This is a genomic window from Bacillus sp. FSL R5-0422 (assembly GCF_038610765.1).
Taxonomy (GTDB): domain Bacteria; phylum Bacillota; class Bacilli; order Bacillales; family Bacillaceae; genus Bacillus; species Bacillus pumilus_O.
Genome location: NZ_CP152014.1, coordinates 3519933 through 3539683 on the forward strand (window position 1 = coordinate 3519933; position 19751 = coordinate 3539683).

16 protein-coding genes are annotated in these 19751 nt (G+C 42.1%); 9 read left to right on the plus strand and 7 right to left on the minus strand.

Annotation, left to right across the window (positions count from 1 at the left end):
* The first annotated feature begins 53 nt into the window (after positions 1-53).
* The 6 genes from MKX52_RS18045 to MKX52_RS18070 all read left to right on the plus strand — a co-directional run bounded on the left by MKX52_RS18045 (position 54) and on the right by MKX52_RS18070 (position 8475).
* Positions 54-1319, plus strand: coding sequence for an extracellular solute-binding protein (locus MKX52_RS18045; protein ID WP_342491184.1), 1266 nt, complete (start codon positions 54-56; stop codon positions 1317-1319).
* Between the two features lie 138 nt (positions 1320-1457).
* Positions 1458-2696, plus strand: a complete 1239-nt coding sequence (locus tag MKX52_RS18050) for a sugar ABC transporter permease (RefSeq protein ID WP_003214698.1) — start codon at positions 1458-1460, stop codon at positions 2694-2696.
* Between the two features lies 1 nt (position 2697).
* On the plus strand, positions 2698-3540 hold the full coding sequence (locus MKX52_RS18055; RefSeq protein WP_012011808.1) for a sugar ABC transporter permease: 843 nt from the start codon (positions 2698-2700) through the stop codon (positions 3538-3540).
* Positions 3541-3551: 11 nt separating this feature from the next.
* Positions 3552-4760, plus strand: a complete 1209-nt coding sequence (locus MKX52_RS18060) for a glycosyl hydrolase 53 family protein (RefSeq protein WP_342491185.1) — start codon at positions 3552-3554, stop codon at positions 4758-4760.
* Between the two features lie 23 nt (positions 4761-4783).
* Complete coding sequence (locus MKX52_RS18065; RefSeq protein WP_342491186.1) at positions 4784-6850, plus strand: beta-galactosidase; 2067 nt, start codon at positions 4784-4786, stop codon at positions 6848-6850.
* A 296-nt stretch (positions 6851-7146) separates the two neighbouring features.
* A complete protein-coding gene (locus MKX52_RS18070; RefSeq protein ID WP_012011811.1) occupies positions 7147-8475 on the plus strand; it encodes a citrate:proton symporter in 1329 nt (442 codons plus the stop codon).
* Between the two features lie 41 nt (positions 8476-8516).
* On the opposite strand, the gene MKX52_RS18075 is transcribed toward MKX52_RS18070, so the two are convergent.
* The 7 genes from MKX52_RS18075 to MKX52_RS18105 all read right to left on the minus strand — a co-directional run bounded on the left by MKX52_RS18075 (position 8517) and on the right by MKX52_RS18105 (position 15283).
* Positions 8517-8945 carry a DUF4064 domain-containing protein gene (locus MKX52_RS18075; RefSeq protein ID WP_012011812.1) on the minus strand — a complete coding sequence of 143 codons (429 nt, stop codon included), beginning with the start codon at positions 8943-8945 and terminating at the stop codon, positions 8517-8519.
* A gap of 27 nt (positions 8946-8972) precedes the next feature.
* Complete coding sequence (locus MKX52_RS18080; RefSeq protein ID WP_012011813.1) at positions 8973-9926, minus strand: ABC transporter permease subunit; 954 nt, start codon at positions 9924-9926, stop codon at positions 8973-8975.
* Positions 9923-10852: an ABC transporter ATP-binding protein gene (locus MKX52_RS18085; RefSeq protein ID WP_342491187.1), complete on the minus strand. Its 930-nt coding sequence runs from the start codon at positions 10850-10852 to the stop codon at positions 9923-9925. Before MKX52_RS18085 ends, MKX52_RS18080 begins: the two co-directional genes overlap by 4 nt.
* A 326-nt stretch (positions 10853-11178) precedes the next feature.
* Positions 11179-11517, minus strand: coding sequence for a zinc ribbon domain-containing protein YjdM (locus MKX52_RS18090; protein WP_012011822.1), 339 nt, complete (start codon positions 11515-11517; stop codon positions 11179-11181).
* A 92-nt stretch (positions 11518-11609) separates the two neighbouring features.
* The gene (locus MKX52_RS18095; protein ID WP_088004018.1) at positions 11610-12749 is read right to left on the minus strand and encodes a glycerate kinase; all 1140 of its coding nucleotides are present in this window, start codon (positions 12747-12749) and stop codon (positions 11610-11612) included.
* 31 nt (positions 12750-12780) lie between these two features.
* Complete coding sequence (locus MKX52_RS18100; RefSeq protein WP_217016464.1) at positions 12781-14052, minus strand: GntP family permease; 1272 nt, start codon at positions 14050-14052, stop codon at positions 12781-12783.
* 118 nt (positions 14053-14170) lie between these two features.
* Positions 14171-15283, minus strand: a complete 1113-nt coding sequence (locus tag MKX52_RS18105) for a sugar diacid recognition domain-containing protein (protein WP_342491188.1) — start codon at positions 15281-15283, stop codon at positions 14171-14173.
* 161 nt (positions 15284-15444) lie between these two features.
* Here MKX52_RS18105 and MKX52_RS18110 point away from each other — a divergent pair, with 161 nt between their 5' ends.
* From MKX52_RS18110 to MKX52_RS18120, 3 genes are all read left to right on the plus strand, one after another.
* Complete coding sequence (locus MKX52_RS18110; protein ID WP_342491189.1) at positions 15445-16095, plus strand: TetR/AcrR family transcriptional regulator; 651 nt, start codon at positions 15445-15447, stop codon at positions 16093-16095.
* A gap of 69 nt (positions 16096-16164) precedes the next feature.
* Positions 16165-17418, plus strand: coding sequence for an MFS transporter (locus MKX52_RS18115; protein ID WP_342491190.1), 1254 nt, complete (start codon positions 16165-16167; stop codon positions 17416-17418).
* Positions 17415-19742 (plus strand): ABC transporter permease, encoded by a 2328-nt coding sequence (locus MKX52_RS18120; RefSeq protein ID WP_342491191.1) that lies wholly within the window; start codon positions 17415-17417, stop codon positions 19740-19742. The genes MKX52_RS18115 and MKX52_RS18120 overlap by 4 nt, the downstream gene beginning before the upstream one ends.
* Positions 19743-19751 lie beyond the last annotated feature (9 nt).

Here is a 19751-nt window from a genome sequence, read left to right on the forward strand (position 1 = left end):
TTAAGAAAGCGTTTTCTTATCATCTGTGAAAAAAGAACGAGAGGGGATTATTCATGAAAAAGGGAAAATGGGCGACATTATCAGCAGTCGTTGGGACTGCTGTACTTCTGCTTTCGGCTTGCGGACCAGGAGATGACAATTCAAGCGGATCACAGCCAGCATCTACAGGTACAAAGACCTTGCTAGTGTGGGAAGACGTCAAAAAATCTGATGGGATTCAAGACGCTGTAAAAGAATTCGAAAAACAACATAATGTGAAAATCAAAGTGGTCGAAAAAGCTTATGCCGATCAAATTGAAGCTCTGCGTCTAGATGGAGCAGCTGGGACAGGTCCAGACGTCATCACGATACCTCACGATCAAATTGGATCAGCTGTCACTGAGGGGCTATTACAGGAAATGAAGCCAGATCAAAAAGTGATCGACTCCTTCACAGACGAATCGATTCAATCACAAACGGTAGACGGCAAGCTGTACGGTCTTCCTAAATCAGTTGAAACGACAGTGCTTTTTTATAATAAAGATATTGTCAAAAAGGCACCAACGACACTTGATGGCTGGTATGATCTTTCGAAAAAGATGACAAAAGACGGAAAGTACGGCTTTGTTGCGAAATGGGATGAGATTTACTACGCACAAAGTGTTTTAGGCGGATCTGGGGGCTATATTTTCAAGCAGAAAAGCGACGGCTCTTATGATGTGAATGATATTGGTTTGAACAACGATGGTGCTATCCAAGGTGGAGAATATGTTCAAAAATTCTTTAGCGAAGGACTTTTCCCGAAAGGCATCATTGGGGAACAAGGAATCAATGTCCTCAACTCCTTATTCACAGAAAAAAAGGCCGCTGCTGTCATTTCTGGTCCATGGTCATTCGGTCCATATAAGGAAGCTGGGATTGATTATGGTGTGACCGAACTGCCAACACTCCCTAACGGAAAACATATGAGCTCATTCTTAGGTGTCAAGAGCTACAACGTCTCCTCTTATTCTAAAAATAAAGAACTTGCTGAGAAATTTGTTGAATTTATCACGAACGAAAAAAATGCGAAGAAGCGCTTTGAAGTGACAGAGGAAATTCCACCAGTGAAAAAGCTGATGAAAGATCCAGTCATCACAGAAAATGCCAACGCAGATGCAATTTCAAAACAAACGAAATATGCCACACTGACACCGAACAATCCTGAAATGGCAGAGGTGTGGAAGCCGATTGATAGTGCTTTAGGACTCATTGCAACTGGTCGTACAGATGTGAAAAAGGCATTTGATGATGCGGTCAATCAAATCGACTCTCAAATTAAAGCAAATCACTCCAAATAACCATCAAATGCGGGTAGTCTATCAAACTGCCCGTAGTTGATCTAATTTCATATGAAGTAGGTGTTAGACGTGACGGGTAACCTTGAACTAGACCGCACACACATAGTGGAATCAAAGACACACCGGAGACGGGCGCTAATGTTCTCCTTTATACCCGGAATGGGGCAGATATACAACAAACAGTACGGCAAAGGGGCACTCTTTTTCCTGTTCGGCGTCTCTTTTTTGATTGTATTTTATGATTTATTCAATATTGGCTTCTGGGGACTGTTCACACTGGGGACGATGCTGCCTCGTGACAACTCTGTTTTTCTTTTAGCGAAGGGGATCATTGCGCTGTTAACAGCTGGTTTTGGTATCGGCTTTTACGTCCTCATGATGCGTGATGCTTTTATGAATGGAAAGAAACGGGATCAAGGGGTACCACTTCATTCCATCCGTGCTCAATATCATCAGCTCATCGATCAAGGCTTCCCTTACTTAATGAGCACTCCTGCTTTCTTTTTACTTCTATTTTCTGTTGTCTTTCCTATTATGTTCAGCTTTGCGCTTGCCTTTACAAACTATGATTTATACCACTCGCCTCCTGCCAATCTGATTGACTGGGTAGGGATTAAGAACTTTCAAAATATCTTTTCCATTGATATTTGGAGAGACACCTTCATTGATGTACTTGGCTGGACCGTCGTATGGACCTTGGCTGCGTCAACCCTTCAATGTGCCCTCGGCATCTTTTTAGCGGTTCTGCTCAATCAGAAGGATTTAAAGGGAAAACGGTTTTTTAGAACCATTTTGATTCTTCCTTGGGCTGTTCCAGGTTTTGTGACGATTTTGGTGTTTGCTGGATTGTTCAATGATACATTTGGGGCCATTAACAATACACTTTTTGCATCGATAGGGATTGATCCAAAACCATGGCTGACAGATCCATTTTGGAGCAAAATTGCCCTCATTGCGATGCAGACTTGGCTTGGATTTCCTTTCGTTTTCATTATGACAACAGGCGTGTTGCAGGCGATTCCCGAGGACTTATATGAGGCAGCGACCATTGATGGAGCCAATTTCTTTCAGAAATTCCGGTCCATCACATTACCGCTTGTTCTCTATTCGATTGCTCCCATCCTCATCACACAATATACGTTTAACTTTAACAACTTTAATATCATCTATTTATTTAATGGCGGGGGACCGCCTGTTGCAGGATCAACCGCTGGGGGAACGGACATCTTGGTGTCTTGGATTTATAAACTCACGATGCAGTCCTCTCAATATGCACTCGCTGCGGCTGTCACGATTTTACTTTCAATCTTTGTCATCGCCATTGCACTCTGGCAGTTTAAGAGAACGAATTCATTCAAAGAGGAGGACATGATGTGATATGGGATCAAAACAAAACAAGCTCATTCGTCTGAGTATTACTTATTTTATCCTTTTCATTGCCTCCATTTGTATTCTTTATCCACTGCTTTGGACAATTGGTGCTTCCTTTAATCCTGGAAACAGCCTAATGAGTACAAGTATGTTTCCGAAGAATCCAACGTTCAGTCACTTTACCGAGCTCTTTTTCGGTCAAGGTGCACTTTATGCAAAATGGTATTGGAACTCCATGAAGATCAGTATTGCCACAATGTTGTTAACGCTGATTCTTGTTAGTTTTACAGGCTATGCCTTTTCTAGATTCCGTTTCAAAGGACGGAAAAATGGGCTGATGCTCTTTTTGCTGCTTCAAATGATTCCTCAATTTTCAGCGCTGATTGCGATTTTCGTTTTGGCTCAAATGCTTGGACTGATTAACAGCCATCTTGCACTGATTTTGATTTATGCAGGCGGACAAATTCCGATGAATACGTATTTAATGAAAGGCTATCTTGATGCCATTCCGAAGGATCTCGATGAATCAGCCAGAATGGACGGCGCAGGGCATTTTCGAATTTTCATCCAAATTATTATGCCGCTTGCTAAGCCCATTTTGGCGGTTGTCGCCATCAACTCATTTACAGGACCACTGGGTGATTTCATTATCTCCAGTGTCATTGTTCGCTCACCCGAAATGTATACGCTCCCGATCGGTCTGTACAATCTAGTATCAGACAAAATGGGGGCCAGCTACACGACCTTTGCAGCCGGGGCTTTACTCATTGCGATTCCAGTCGCTTTATTGTTTCTTGTGTTACAAAAACAATTTGTGTCCGGCCTCACACAAGGTGGGACAAAAGGATAAGGGGAGATTAGATGAAGAAATGGATGCTTGTGACGATTGTCGTTTTCTTTTTAATGGGGTTAGGAATTTTACCTGAAGCAAAAGCGGATGCCATTTCAGTTCAGCCAATCAATGGACTGCAAGGTGATTTCACTAAAGGAGCAGATATCTCCATGCTTGCGGAAGTGGAGAGAAGCGGCGGCAGATACTTCGACCAGAATGGAAAACAGGTGGACCCGCTCAAGCTATTAAAGGAAAAAGGCGTCAACTATGTGCGCATTAGACTGTGGAACCATCCATACGACAACCAAGGTCGTGCCTATAATGGCGGGACAAATGATCTTAATACAGCCATCGCTTTATCAAAACGCGCAAAAGCACAAAATATGAAAGTACTGCTTGATTTTCATTACAGTGATTTCTGGACCGATCCTGGTAAACAGTTCAAACCAAAAGCTTGGGTATCTCTTTCACAAAATGATTTAGTAAAAGCGGTTGGCACTTACACAGGGGATGTACTCAAAACGATGAAAGCCCAAAATGCGCTCCCGAACATGGTACAGGTCGGGAATGAATTGAACTCAGGCATGTTGTGGCCGAACGGCAAAAGCTGGGGTGAAGGCGGCGGTGAATTTGACCGGCTCGCCGCTTTGCTAAAGGCTGGTACAAATGCTGTCCGTTCTGTCGATTCAAATATCAACATCATGCTTCACCTTGCTCATGGTGGGGACAACGGAGCCTCCCGCTGGTGGTTTGATGAAATCACCAAAAGAGGTGTCTCATTCGATACGATCGGTTTATCTTACTACCCGTATTGGGACGGGGGATTTAGCGGTCTTACTAACAATATGAATGACATTAGCGCCCGCTATCAAAAAGACGTCATCGTGGTAGAAACCGCCTACGGTTTTACAACAGCAAATGGTGACAACCTAGAAAACTCATTTAATCAAGATTCAGTCAATACTGCTGGCTACCCAGCTTCACCACAAGGCCAGGCATCTTTTATACGAGATCTATCAGAAAAAATTTCACAAGTGAAAAACAATCGCGGGAAAGGATTCTTTTATTGGGAACCGCTTTGGATTCCAGCGAAAGGCGCCCCGTGGTCAAGTCAATTTGGGCTAGCTTATATTCAAACGACCGGTACAGTCGGAAATGCTTGGGAAAATCAGGCTATGTTTGATTTCAACGGAAAAGCACTGCCTTCACTAGATGTATTTAAACAAATGACACCGTAATTATAAGGATAGGACGTGACAAAATGGGAAAGCGTTACCCACTCGTTCACCCAAATGTGAAAGGCTTTTTGCATGGTGGCGATTATAATCCAGATCAATGGCTTCATATGCCCGAGATCATTGACGAAGATTTTCGATTAATGAAGCTTGCACACTGTCAAACATTCTCCATCAACATTTTCGGATGGAGTAAGCTAGAGCCAGAAGAAGGTCAGTATGATTTTGCATGGCTGGATGACATCATGGACCGCTTGGCAGCACAGGGGGCACATGCCATTCTTGCAACGCCAAGCGGGGCGAGACCTGCTTGGCTGTCACAAACATATCCTGAGGTATTGCGCGTCGAAGCGAACCGTCAGCGTAATTTACATGGACTTCGCCATAATCATTGCTTTACTTCACCGATTTATCGAGAAAAAACGAATACACTCAATCGTTTGCTCGCTGAACGCTACAAGGATCACCCAGCACTGATCATGTGGCACATTTCGAATGAATACGGCGGCGAATGTCATTGCGATCTCTGCCAAGAAGCATTTCGAGGGTATTTGAAAGACAAGTACAATCATGACCTTGAAGCTTTAAACCAGGCATGGTGGACGGGATTTTGGAGCCACACGTATAGTGATTGGTCACAAGTTGAGTCACCTGCACCGCACGGAGAGCACATGATACATGGGATGAATCTAGACTGGAAACGCTTTGTCACGGCGCAAACGATCAATTTTTATCAAAATGAAATTGAACCGCTGCGGGAATTGACGCCTCACATCCCAGTGACCACCAACTTTATGGGCGACTACCCGCATATGCGACCATTTCTTGGACTGGATTATCATCAATTTGCCAAAGAAGTCGACGTGATTTCATGGGATAGCTACCCAGCATGGCATAGCGGCAGGGAAACAACGGCTGAATTGGCGTCAAACGTTGCCTTCGTTCACGACTTATATCGTTCATTAAAGGACGGTCAGCCATTTCTCGTGATGGAGAGTACACCGAGCCTTGTGAACTGGCATGAAGTGAATAAGGTCAAACACAAAGGCATGGCACATCTTTCTGCTATACAGGCGATTGCCCACGGATCAGACTCCGTGCTTTACTTCCAGTGGCGCCAAGGGCGCGGTGCATCTGAGAAATTCCATGGTGCGGTAGTTGATCATTCTGGACATGAACATACGCGCGTGTTTCAAGAGGTCGCTGATCTAGGGAAACAACTGGAGCATCTGCAGCCCATCGCAGGGACTTCCGTTCAACCAGAAGTCGCCATCATATACGATTGGGAAAACCACTGGGCCATTGATGATGCACAAGGCTTAAATAATACAAACAAACGCTACGTAGAGGCTTGTCAAACTCACTATCGAAGCTTTTGGAAAAAAGGCATCCCTGTTGACATTGTCGGCATGGAAAAGGATTTCTCGTCCTATCGTGTGCTCATTGGTCCAATGCTTTACATGATCAAACCAGGCGTTGCAGAAAAAATCGAAGCCTTTGTTAAAACGGGCGGTATTTTTATCGCAACCTATTGGAGCGGTATGGTCGACGAAAATGACCTCTGTTTCCTCGGCGGTTTCCCCGGTCCTCTCCGCCATGTACTTGGCATTTGGACGGAAGAAATCAACACATTGATGCCAGATGAACATGTATTAATGACCACAGGGAATGGACGCACTTACCATGTCGGGCAATATTGCGAATCCATACATCCTGAAACGGCCTCTGTGTTAGGGCATTTTGAGAATGGATGCTACGAAGGACAGCCAGCCCTGACTGTCCACCCTTTTGGAGATGGAAAGGCATACTATATGGCTTCCGAAAATGAGCAAATTTTTTATGATGAGTTTTACGAGGATCTCATCGTAGGAATGGATATACAGCCCGTCCTATCAACGGAAATTCCAGAGGGAGTCAGTGTCCAAAAACGAACAGATGGGTCACAGGACTATGTGTTTATGATGAATTTTACGGAAAAACAGCAGCTCCTTTCACTAGATTCAAAAGAGAGCTATCAAAATATGCTGACAGGGCAACATGTGCCTCAAGAGCTCCAGCTTGATCCTTACGAGTACATGATTATGAAAAAATAGATTGAACGAGGCGTCTACTCATTGGACGCTTCTTTCATTTTAGTAAGTCTAAATACCCGTATATAGTCATGTATTTTATATTTAAATTTGAATCTTTATATTTTATCTAAATTTTTCGACATGTTTCATCCTGCGCCAATACTGGTTTCATCATCCTTTTTCACCATTTTATAGGTATGAAAGCGGTTGCCTAATACTCATATTTTTGATACCCTTTTTTTCAATGCAGATATGGGACTGCATTGTGATAAAAAGAGCAAGAAAATGTAAACGGTTTATTGTAGGGGGAGGGACTTATGTTAACGTTTGTTGGATTGTTGATTATTTTAACGATTGTTGTATTGCTGATTTGGGGGAAAGCAAGTCCAATTGTTGCCATGGTCATGGTGCCTTTAATCGGGGCATTCATCGCAGGATTTGGGATTCATGACATTCAATCATTCTTTGAAGAAGGGATTATCAAAGTACTGCCAGTGGCGACCATGTTCATCTTCGCCATTTTATTTTTTGGCATTTTACAAGATACAGGGTTCTTTGAACCTGTAATAAAAACGCTGATTAAACTGACTAAGGGAAATGTTGTCACAGTTGCGATGGGGACAGCTCTAATAGGAGTCATCGCTCATTTAGACGGAGCAGGAGCGACTACATTTTTATTAACTGTACCTGCACTACTTCCACTTTATAAAAAATTACATATGAGTCCGTACTTATTGCTGTTATTGATCGGGACAAGTGCTGGCTTAACGAATATGGTGCCGTGGGCTGGCCCCACAGGACGGGCAGCGAGTGTCCTTAAGATGGACCCATCTGAACTTTGGGTGCCGCTCATTCCCATTCAGCTCATTGGGGTCGTTCTCGTATTAGGAATGGCATTTATTTTAGGAAAAAGAGAAGAAAAACGCATTCGGGTCAAAATCGCCGCAAATGAAATTGCTGCTGTTCAATTAGAAGGCGCAGATTGGGACCGGGCTATTCAATCCATTAGCGAGACAGGTGATGCCGCTTTAAAACGCTATCACTTGATTTGGGTGAATTTCATTCTGTTTATAGCCGTTGTTGTCCTTCTTGTGCTCAACGTGATTCCGGCTAGTTATATGTTTATGATTGGTCTTTCTCTCGCACTATTAATTAACTATCCGAAAGTGGATGTACAAATGGAGAGAATCAAGGCACATGCACCTAGTGCACTCATGATGGCCGCTGTTATTTTCTCCGCAGGTTCTTTTCTAGGGATTCTCGAAGGAACGGGAATGCTAAAAGCTATTGCTGTGGACAGCATTCAGATTCTACCTGCTTTCCTGCTTCCATTTTTACATATCATTGTCGGGATGTTTGGGGTACCACTGGATATGCTGACAAGTACAGACGCTTATTATTATGCACTTCTGCCAATTGTCGAATCCATCACATCTGAGGTTGGCGTGACGGGCACTTCCGCAGCGTATGCCATGATGATCGGCAACATCATAGGAACCTTTGTCAGCCCTCTCGCTCCAGCCGTTTGGCTTGCAATAGGTCTTGCAGGAGTCGATATGGGGAAACATATTCGCTACTCTTTCTTCTGGATGTGGGGATTCAGTATTGTTCTACTGATCGTTGCCAAACTGATAGGCATTATATAAATATAAAAAGACATGCGCACAGCGGCGCATGTCTTTTTTATTTATGAAGGATATTCATTTGTGTGAATGTCTGTATTCGGCTTTCTAATAAGAGACATCAAACCAATGATAAACAATAGAACCATTGGAACGAATGCAAGGCCAACTGTTCCAATCAAAAGAGTCACAGCAGACACCAAGAAAAGAACACCTGAAATCACGGCACGGCGGTCTGTTTTCAAGAGAATCACACCAACAATTGATAGTACAGCCGCAATGATGGAAACAACCATGTACTGAGTACCAAATGAATTAACCGAAGCCTCAAGGGTTTCAATTGGCAATGTTTCTCCTTCCTCTTGTAACACTTCATTGATTTGATCATAAAATGATGGACCTAAGGAGAGAATTAATGCTCCAAATCCAACACCAATGACATTGAGGACAATACTGATAATCCCCATAATCTTTTCACCTTTACGTCTAATCATGTGTAAACCTCCTAAAAATTTTAAAATTTAACTGCCTGTTTTCACTTCTCGTTTTTGGAAGACAATTAAGGCAATGGCTAAGAAAATAGCCCAATAGATCACTAGGACGATTAGTGAGAATCCTAGAGACATGTCTTCGATAAAAGTAGGTGTGTCTGCAAAATATTGTGCAGGATCATTGGCAAACAATAAGTATTTCGCCCAATCAAAGAAGAACATCAAAATGCTTGTGATGGATGCTCCAACAACATACGCTAACACACTGATTGCGATAGAAATGGCCTCACTTCTAAATACTGTTGAGATGGCAAAAGAAAGTGTCCCTAATACAACAAACATAGCACAATGTGCCAAATAATAAGAGACCATATTTGCAAACTGAGACCGCTCAATGACTTCACCATTTTGATAAGCCAAATGCACATAGTCATGATTTAGTCCAAAGAATATCGCACCTAAGATAAATGATAGGATAAATAAAACCGCGATAAGAAATAGAGAATAAAGTTGAACAGTAAAGTATTTAGATAAGAGAATCTTCATTCTTGATGGTGGACGAATTAACAATAATTTAATTGTACCATGCTTATATTCAGCCGAGACAATTGTGGCTGCAATGATAATCACAAACACACCGACCAGCTGAAGCAAATCAGCATTGATCTTCACATAAGCCCATGCGTTTTTACCGAATTGATCCGCAGGAGGCAAATCATGCTTGATTCGATACTCATTGATCGCTATATCCTTTTCAAGAGATCTCTTATAAAATCCTATATTATCCTCTTTCAATTCTTGTTTCTTTGCTTTATTGATCGATTGCAGCTCAGTCTTCCAATCGCCTGATGCCTGATCACCGTCATTTGTCTTAACCGCAAAGATCAACGTGGCAATCATACCTAAAACAAGAAGTCCAACCATAATCCAAGTTCCAATACGATAACTGATCTTCATCCACTCGTTTTGAATGAGGCGAATCATACGTCTGCCTCCTTTTTACCTGTTAAGCTTAAGAACTTATCTTCTAAGGTTTGTTTTTCTATTTTGATTTCGTACAAATGAATGGACGCGCCGCTCAAATGACGAATCAATTCCGGCATTTTCTCTTCTGACAAGGAGAAGAATAAATACTGCTCCTCTTCTCTTACAGTCGTGCCTTCCTCAAATATACCAATGAGTTTCTTCGTTTCTTCCAGTTCATCAGAAGCGACCTTCATTCGATAATTGACTAATTCGTCCTGGTTCGTCTCTGCACGCTGATCCTCAATCGCAATCAGCTTGCCTTTTTGGATAATCGCAAAACGGTCACACATCAATTCCATTTCTGACATGAGATGACTTGAAACAATAACAGCTAGCCCTTCTTCCTTTGCAAGCCTTCTCAAGTAATCTCGTATCATGCGAATTCCCTCTGGATCAAGTCCATTGGTCGGCTCATCTAATATCAGCAGTTTCGGTCTATGTATCAGTGCTTGCGCAATACCTAAACGCTGCTTCATTCCTAATGAAAACGTTCGGACACGCTTATGTTTCACGTGCTGTAAGCTGACTAGTTCTAGCAGCTCATCAATTCGCCCTTCATCCACTTTCCCATTCATTCTGGCAAAGTGAACAAGATTTTGTCTAGCTGTTAAATGATTATACATTTCTGGGTTTTCAATAATAGCACCAACATCTTGAATGGCATGCTGATATGAAGATTGAATACTATGACCATTAATCAGAATGTCACCAGATGTAATTGGAGAAAGACCGACCATCATACGAATGGTTGTCGTTTTCCCTGCGCCGTTTGGTCCTAAGAAGCCAAAGACTTCGCCCGCTTGGACAGAAAAGCTCAAGTCTTGAACGATCTTTTTCCCGTGAATATGCCTAGATACATTATGCAGTTCTAAAACGTTCGTCACGTTACCTCTCCTTCTTTGTCTAAGTATCATCTATCATCTATTTCCTGATAACACCATGATTCGTTAAAAATAGAAGAACACTTCCATATGGTACAGCAATGCCCAAAAGTTGTGAAGGGGATGAACCAAAATTTAGCGAATCATCTGCCTTTTTTAAGGTAGGGTTAAGAAAACAGCCATTTTTTATGTGAAAAGAGGCTTGATTTTTTAAAAAATGAACCTTTTTCAACAGGTATATATGTATGGAATTCTGTTTAAGATTATTCCTTTCACCTATAAATAAAGAAATGAAAAAGAGGCCTCTTACTGACAGCCTCCTTTCGTTACTATACCTTTTTCACAAACTCTGATTTTAACTTCATTGCACCAAAGCTAGGAATTTTACAATCAATGTTATGATCGCCTTCAACTAACCGAATGCCTTTGACCTTCGTCCCTATTTTTAAAACGGAAGAAGAACCTTTTACTTTTAAATCTTTAATGACAGAGACTGTATCCCCATCACTTAACAGATTTCCATTCGCATCTTTGACCACAAGCTGCTCCTCTGCCGCTTGTTCTTGTTCAAGTGACCATTCATGCGCACATTCAGGACAAACTAGCAGACTGCCATCCTCATAAGTATACGTTGAGCTGCATGAAGGACAATTTGGTAGATTAGACATTTGTGTTTCCTCCAACTTTCTATTTCATTTCATACAATTTTACCACATTTCGATAGAAAGAATGTAATAGAAAAGGAAACATTTTTCACCGCTTACTTATTTCTTCCAATTGATATAGTAGCCGCAATATTTCGAGCGGTTCTCTCTACATGAATAGCCCCATCTCTCATCGCCTCAGAAAGAGAAGTTACACCAGGAACAATACTAAAAAGGGCATCAATGCCATGCTCATGTACGACTGCACTATCTTTTGAGAGAGAGCCCGCGATGCCGATCACAGGCAGGTGATACTGCTTTGCTGCTTTGGCTACACCAATTGGGGTTTTTCCATAAATGGTTTGCTGGTCAATTCGGCCTTCCCCAGTAATCACTAGGTCTGCCCCCTTGATGACATCATCAAACTGAACTGCCTTGAGCACAATATCAATTCCTCGCTGCAAATCAGCGTGTAAAAAGCCTAATAAACTCGCACCAAGTCCTCCTGCCGCTCCTGCCCCTTCTGCATATTCAAAAGATACATTAAACTGCTTTTCTGCTATTTGGGCAAAATGAGTTAAATTCATGTCTAGCACTTGAACCATTTCTTCATCAGCACCTTTTTGAGGACCAAATACAGCAGACGCTCCTCTCTTACCTGTTAAAGGATTATCCACGTCACAGGCTGCCTCCAGCCGAACGGACTGCAGTCTAGGGTCAAGTCCAGTTAGATCAATAGAAGCTAATTGATGAAGGGCTCCACCACCTGGCGACAACTCCTGTCCTGCTTGATCAAGAAAAGCTGCACCTAATCCTTGCATCATCCCAACGCCGCCATCATTTGTTGCACTTCCGCCAAGCCCAATGATGACATGCTTTGCTCCTTGATCTAGCGCAGCAAGCATTAATTCCCCAGTTCCCCTCGATGTCGTGAGTAATGGATTGCGTTTTTCTTGTGGAACAAGGTGTAACCCAGAGGCTGCGGCCATCTCTATAACAGCCGTCTCATCGTCTCCTAACATGCCAAAAAAGGCATCGACGGGGTCACCAAGCGGGCCTGTGACCACATGATTGATTATGTGCCCACCCGTCGCATCAACTAGCGATTGAACAGTTCCCTCTCCTCCATCTGCCATGGGAAGTTTGATATATTCAGCGTCTGGCAAAATCGCTTGAAATCCTCGCTCAATGGCACATGCTGTCTCATATGCAGATAAACTTTCTTTAAATGAATCTGGTGCAATCACAATTTTCATCCTAATGCCCCTCGTTTCTTATCAAATGTCATCAGCCAAACAACTTGAAAACGCCGAATATAATGGTTGATACGACGGTTAATGTCAAACCAATTAACGATTCAAATGGCATGAGCTTCAGGCGCTCTTTGATATCCATTTGAACACTTCCTGCTGTTGCGTGGAAAAAGCTTCCGTGCGGCATATGATCAAGCACAGTTGAACCAGCATGAATCATCGCTGCCCCTGAAAGAGCCGATACGCCGAGACCAAGTAATGTACCGCTGAATACGCCACTCGCTACTGCTGTTCCTGCTGTTGTCGAAGCAGTGGCGGCTGACATAAAGATCCCTGAAGCTGGTGCAAGCAAATACGGAGGTAATCCCGATGCATCAAGTGCTTGAATAAACACATCTTTTAAGGAAGAATTCGATACAATGCCTGCTAATGTGCCTGTCCCTAATAACATAATCGCTACACCCGACATTTTGTTCAGCCCGGACATCGCATAATCATTAATAAATTTCCCTTTTTTCATGAAAAGAGCGCCTACAATGCCTCCGATCGGTAAGGCGATCATTGGGTCTATATTCATTTGAAAAAGCGGTCTTAAAGCCAACAATAAAATGGTGACAAGTGGACCGACCACCGCTGGTAAAAAGGCAGGTACTTGAAACTGGCTTTGATTAACTTCTTCTTCAAGTACAGGCGATCCTTTCTTAGCAAGCTTTTTGGCCAACACGTATGTGACAGCTAAGCCAAATATAGCCGGAATGATACCTGCTGCCATCATTGAAGTAAGCGGTACACCAAACGCATCAGAAGCGGCAATGGCGTTTGGATTGGGGGACATGATATTCCCTGCTTTCCCACCTCCAATCATAGCAAGTAGAATTCCCGTTTTTGAGAGCTTTGCCCGTTTGGCAATCGCAAGTGCAATAGGTGCTACCGTGATAACGGCTACATCTACAAAAACGCCCACTGTCGTTAAAATCATGGTTGCCAGCGCCAGTGCTAATAACGCCCTCGCCTCTCCAAGCTTTTTCACGATCGCCTCAGCGATAGATAAAGCTGCACCCGACTCAATTAAAACGCCAGCCAGCACCCCTGCCGCCATAATTCTAAGAACAGCTGGAATCATGCCCTTAGCACCTTCCATCATGACATTCACGGTCTGAGCAATATCTACGCCGCCAATTAAACCGCCTATAAATGCACCTGCCAGCATGCCATACGCAGGTGATACTTTTCTTAAAATAAGAACAATCGCAATAACCAGTGCCATAATGGCTCCCAGTGTACTTACAGTCACATCTCCATTCATCCTCGATCCCCCCCAAAATGTCTTTCTTTTATTGTAAGCGTTTACTATATGGAATCGGGTTGTGAATCTAGATGAACTTTTTTCATTTATCACTTCATCTCATTGTGCAAATGCACAATCAAGATAATTGATTCATCAACTGCGCCATATAAAGCTCCATCAACTGTTTTACATGACGGGGATCTTTTCCAGTCAAAGCTTGTATCTTATCTAAACGATATCTCAATGTATTCCGGTGAATATATAGACGATCAACACTTCTTTGTAAATCACCGCCCTCTTCAATGTAAATGCTTAATGTGTGGGCAAGCTCCACTTCTTGCGTTAATGGCTTGTAAAAGTCAGTCCAACTAACGTTTTCTTCAACAACTCCTGCAGTGATGAATAGTCTTTCCAACTGATAAGATTCAAAAAAATAAATACTTTCCTCCGGATCAAGGGCCTTTCCCAGTCGCAAGGAATCTCTTGCGTGCTCAAAGGACAATGACAGCCGGCTTATGTCAGCGGCGACAGTCCCTATCCCCACAAGCACCTGGCCCCCTACTGCATTTTCCATTGTTCTTTGCAACTGCACAACCACATGCTTTAAACGATGATCAGAGATCGGCTCCCTTAAAAGAACCAATTCATGACGAAAAGTCATACCAAGCAAATCATCTGCATTCTTATCGTATTGAATCGCATGCATCATTTTATGCACAGCGTCTTCTGAGGAGGGAACTGGCTGAAAAATGATGGCCATTCGACGCTTTTCTAAATCCATTCCTAGCCATGCAGCTCGGTTCTTTAGCTGATGATCACCAACGTCCGAATCAGAAATTAACTGATTGACAATTTCACTCTCTATTCGCTGCCGCCACTGCACTCGTTCGAGCAGAAAAGACTGCTCTAACACTAGCTCAGCTGCCATTTTCACCAGCTCAGCATGATGCCGAATATTCTCCGGCTCACCTGTAATGCCGATCACACCAACTACTTGTTCACGAAAGCAAATGGGCAAATTGATTCCTGGTCTGACTCCTTCTAATTGTAAGGACGCCTTGTAGTCAATTTCCATACTGTTCCCGCTTGTTAGCACAAGTCGTGTACCATCATGTTTCTGACCAATCCTGTTTCGTTCACCAGAACCAATGATGACACCATCCGCATTCATTACATTGATATTTTTATCTAAAATACGCATCGTACGTTCAACCATTTCTTGTGCCAATTCAGTGGTTAAAAATTGCATGAGGCATCTCTCCTGAAGGTGTTTTCATTCAATGTATCATAGTGTCATTGCACAATAAATGCAAAGTGTTTAAAAATAAGTCATTGACAAAGGTACTTTGAAAAGTGTTTAATCAAATCAAAGGACCGACCGACAGTCTAGTCAAAAGAAAGGATGGCTTTATGAGAACCGTTAAACATCCTGAAGAACGTAAAAATGACATCTTAAACGCAGCCGAAGAGCTTTTTTCTACGAAAGGCTATCAGCAAACAACGATTATCGATATTCTGAAAGCTGTTGGCATTGCAAAAGGCACTTTTTATTATTACTTTTCATCCAAAGAAGAAGTGATGGATGCCATTATTGACAGGATCATCAAAGCAGATATCATCGTGGCAAAACGTATTGCAGCTGATCCAGACCTTCCAGTGGTCGACAAACTATTTCGCATTATCATGTCGCAATCGCCAAAGCAAGGAAGCAATAAACAGGGCATGATTGAACAATTTCACCAGCCTTCTAATGCAGAGATGCACCAAAAAAGCTTAATTAAAGCGATTAAAGAACTCTCACCCGTTTTAGCTGATGTCATTCAGCAAGGTGTGAAAGATGGAACATTTAATACAAAGTACCCTCAAGAAACGGTGGAATTCCTTCTTGCTTCTGCACAAGTCATATTTGATGAGGGCCTTTTTCAATGGACAGCCGAAGAGAGTATGCAGCGCGCACTAGCTTTTATCGACATCCTCGAATCCTCATTACATGCAGAAAAAGGGAGTTTCTCCTTTCTTCTGAAACGTTTAACTGGAGAACTTGATGAACATAATCAGTGATTGGTCACTTCAATACCAATCCTGCATACATTATAGACTGACGGTCGGTCTAAAAGGAGAGTGATACCTATGTCTTTATTATCTAAAAGAGGCTCATCCCACTTTATTTACCTCGTGCTCGGACAGATTATTTCCGTTTTTGGATCTTCCTTAATTCGGTTTGTTCTATCTTTATACGTGCTAGATATGACTCAGCGTGTTGACTTATATGCCTTACTATTCGCTTTATCCAATGTACCACTCCTTCTTTCGCCCTTAGCAGGCGCAATTGCTGACCGGTTTAACAGAAGGAACTTGATGATTTTATTTGATGTTCTCACTGGCATCATGATTGTGGCTTTTTATTTTTGGTTATTCTCAGGCAATGATTCACTCATTATGATCGGAGCGGTCATGGTGCTTCTTGGTGTGATGAGTACGTTCTATGCTCCCGCTGTGATGTCCAGCATTCCACAGTTAGTAAAACAGGAACAATTAGAACAAGCAAACGGGATTGTCAATGGCGTGCAGGCACTTTCAGGTGTCCTCGCTCCTATTATCGGTGGGGTACTGTACGGACTGGTTGGAAGTCAATCCATCATAGGTGCCAGTGCCATCGTGTTCTTTCTATCAGCATGCATGCTTTTACGGTTAAACATATCCTTCTCACCTAGCCCCTTAACGGAACCTATGGGCAAAGTGCTCGTAAAAGATATGAAACAAGGATTTTCCTATATTGGCAGTCAGTCATTTTTAAAAAGAGCCATGTTGCTTGCTGCAATGTTAAATTTCATCCTCACACCATTTTTTATCGTAGGTGGTCCGATCATTTTAAGGGTCACAATGAAAAGCAGTGACATCATGTATGGAGTAGGCATGGGCTTAATTGAGTTTGCGGTCATCGCAGGGGCTCTGCTAGTTGGACTTGTAACAAAGCATTGGCGTATCCCTACTTTATATCGCTGGCTGATCGTCATCGCGATCATCTTGCTACCTGTCGCATTCTCAACATCAAACACAGCTCTTCAATTTGGCACTTATCCAGCTTATTTTCTCTTTCTAGCAGGATGTCTTCCGATTGCTATGCTGCTTACAATGATCTCAATCGTTGTGATTTCACACGTTCAAAAGAAAACGCCAAATAATCAATTAGGAAAAGTGATGGCCAATCTGACAATGGTTTCTCAATGTGCTGCCCCACTTGGTCAAATGATGTATGGGTTCTTGTTCAATACGTTTTCAGCAAACATGTATGTGACAGTTCTAATAGTCAGTACTTTCATGTTTGTCCTTGCCTATTTAACAAAAAATATGTTGCAACATGAAGGGGAATCAGCCTCATGAGACTGACGTTTATAAAGAAGGACTTAACCCGCCACCGTCTCATTTCCATCGGTTTAACAATATGCATTATGATGACATCATTTCTAGCAACAAGTGCCGCTCAAATGACAGTACAGCTGAATGGTTCCATTTCTAATCTGCTCCATTCAGCCAAGGCACCAGACTTTGTCCAAATGCATGAAGGCAGCCTAAAGGAAAAAGATATTGAGACTTTTTCAAGCAAGCAGAATATGGTTAAGGCACATCAAATCGTCCCAATGATTCCAATTGAACATGCAAATATCAAGTTCGGAAACGAACCCGCCAAAGCAGGTGTGATGGATCATCTATTTGTGAAACAGAATCGTTATTTTGATTTTCTTTTAAATGAACAAAATGAAAAGCTCACTATCAGTAAAGGTGAAGTCGCAGTGCCTATTTACTTTCAGCAAAGGTATCATCTGAAAATAGGAGAAACGTTACTGATCGGGAAAGGGGCTAATCAATTCTCTTTCCGCATCAAAGCATTCTTGCGAGATGCACAAATGAACCCGAGTCTTGTTAGTTCGAAAAGATTCCTTCTTCATCACAAGGATTGGGACGCAACGAATCAAGTGTTCCATAAAAAGGAATATTTGATTGAATTTTTACTGCATGATGCCGCCCAGGCAGATGCTTTTCAAGCAATCTACCAGTCATCCCAGCTTCCACAACAAGGTCCAGCTGTCACTTTACCTTTGCTACGTATGCTAAACGCATTAACAGATGGAATGGTGATCGCCATTCTCCTACTTGTTTGCATGCTGCTCATCGGAATAGCTCTTCTCTCTCTCCACCTTGCTATGACGGCTTCTATAGAAGAAGACGAACGTGAAATTGGAATATTGAAGGTGCTTGGGATTCCTTTAAGAAGAATCAAGCAATTATACGTTGGAAAGTATGCCTTGCTTGCTTGTGTAGGGTGTATAGCAGGATATGGATTAACGTTTATATTTGGTGATATATTTACAGCCAATATTCAGCGTTACATGGGAAATCAGCCTTCTTTTACTACTTGGTTCATTCCGCTTTGTGTTTCTATTGTGATAGCAACGATTATCATTTCTGGCAGCTATACTGTCCTAAGAAAGTTTGGTCGAGTATCAGCCGCTCAAGCACTTCAAGGCAACGTTATTTCAACGAATGATAAAAAACAAATACCCTTGCATCTCAAGAAAAACAGATTCATACCAGTCAATATGTGGCTTGGTTTAAAAGATCTATTATCACGAAAGAAGTTGTATACAACGATTACTTGTATTATCGCCCTTTGTACATTTTTGATGCTACTACCTATTCAGCTATGGTATACATTACAATCGCCGGATTTCATCACATATCTTGGCTCTGGTCAAAGTGACCTCCGAATCGATATACGACAAGGAAGTCATTTAGAGGAAAAAACAAATGAAATAGAATCAATGATTCTTGAAGATCGAGATATTCATGCATCAGCCATATATGAAACAACTTCTCTTCAGGCAAAATCAAAGGAGAATTCATTAGAAACACTCTATTTAGAAACAGGCAATCTCTCAGCATTTCCTCTTACCTATTTACAAGGGCGACAGCCTTTAAAGAAGAAAGACATTGCCTTATCAGTGCTCAGTTCAGATTCACTTCAGAAAAAGGTAGGAGAAAAAATTACTCTTGTAACAAACGGGCATGAAATTGAAAAAACTGTGACTGGCATTTATCAGGATGTCACGAACGGTGGGAAAACAGCAAAAGCAATATCACAGCCATTTCCGCAATCAGCCCTTTGGAAAACCATTCAAATCCAACTAAACCCAGGAGTAGAAATTGAAGAGAAAAAAACAGTACTTGAAAAAGAGATATCCCCTGCAAAAGTGACAGATATGAAAGAATACGTTCATCAAACAATCGGCAGTACAGCATCTTTAGTAAAAGTCATTGCATTTTTATCTACATTAGCTGCTTTTGGCACCGCAAGTTTGATGTTAATCATGTTCCTACACATGTTAAAAGCAAAAGATTCCAGTCGAAACCATTTGTTAAGAACGATTGGATTTTCTAAAAAAGATGTAACAGGACAATATATGACAAGTTTTATTTCCGTTATCTTTTTGGGCGCATTGATTGGCACTATCGCTGTCCACACGATTGGACCAGCTTTAATGAGTATAGGTGGAGCATCCTTAGGGGCATCAAGCCTTCAATGGCTGGCACCACAATGGGTCTCAGTTGTATACCCCATCACACTGTTGATTGTCAGCTTAGCTTTAAGCGCTTCGTTATTGAAGACATTTTTTACTAGTCAAACTTCACGTCATACACTTTCATAAGGAGATGTT

Excerpts from the sequence above, each read along its gene's own strand:
- MKX52_RS18110 (WP_342491189.1), top strand. The coding sequence starts at position 15,445 with ATGAGAACCGTTAAACATCCTGAAGAACGTAAAAATGACATCTTAAAC.
- MKX52_RS18055 (WP_012011808.1), top strand. The coding sequence starts at position 2,698 with ATGGGATCAAAACAAAACAAGCTCATTCGTCTGAGTATTACTTATTTT.
- MKX52_RS18065 (WP_342491186.1), top strand. The coding sequence starts at position 4,784 with ATGGGAAAGCGTTACCCACTCGTTCACCCAAATGTGAAAGGCTTTTTG.
- MKX52_RS18100 (WP_217016464.1), bottom strand. The coding sequence starts at position 14,052 with ATGAATGGAGATGTGACTGTAAGTACACTGGGAGCCATTATGGCACTG.
- MKX52_RS18120 (WP_342491191.1), top strand. The coding sequence starts at position 17,415 with ATGAGACTGACGTTTATAAAGAAGGACTTAACCCGCCACCGTCTCATT.
- MKX52_RS18095 (WP_088004018.1), bottom strand. The coding sequence starts at position 12,749 with ATGAAAATTGTGATTGCACCAGATTCATTTAAAGAAAGTTTATCTGCA.
- MKX52_RS18105 (WP_342491188.1), bottom strand. The coding sequence starts at position 15,283 with ATGCAATTTTTAACCACTGAATTGGCACAAGAAATGGTTGAACGTACG.
- MKX52_RS18115 (WP_342491190.1), top strand. The coding sequence starts at position 16,165 with ATGTCTTTATTATCTAAAAGAGGCTCATCCCACTTTATTTACCTCGTG.
- MKX52_RS18075 (WP_012011812.1), bottom strand. The coding sequence starts at position 8,945 with ATGATTAGACGTAAAGGTGAAAAGATTATGGGGATTATCAGTATTGTC.
- MKX52_RS18080 (WP_012011813.1), bottom strand. The coding sequence starts at position 9,926 with ATGATTCGCCTCATTCAAAACGAGTGGATGAAGATCAGTTATCGTATT.
- MKX52_RS18090 (WP_012011822.1), bottom strand. The coding sequence starts at position 11,517 with ATGTCTAATCTACCAAATTGTCCTTCATGCAGCTCAACGTATACTTAT.
- MKX52_RS18050 (WP_003214698.1), top strand. The coding sequence starts at position 1,458 with ATGTTCTCCTTTATACCCGGAATGGGGCAGATATACAACAAACAGTAC.
- MKX52_RS18045 (WP_342491184.1), top strand. The coding sequence starts at position 54 with ATGAAAAAGGGAAAATGGGCGACATTATCAGCAGTCGTTGGGACTGCT.
- MKX52_RS18060 (WP_342491185.1), top strand. The coding sequence starts at position 3,552 with ATGAAGAAATGGATGCTTGTGACGATTGTCGTTTTCTTTTTAATGGGG.
- MKX52_RS18070 (WP_012011811.1), top strand. The coding sequence starts at position 7,147 with ATGTTAACGTTTGTTGGATTGTTGATTATTTTAACGATTGTTGTATTG.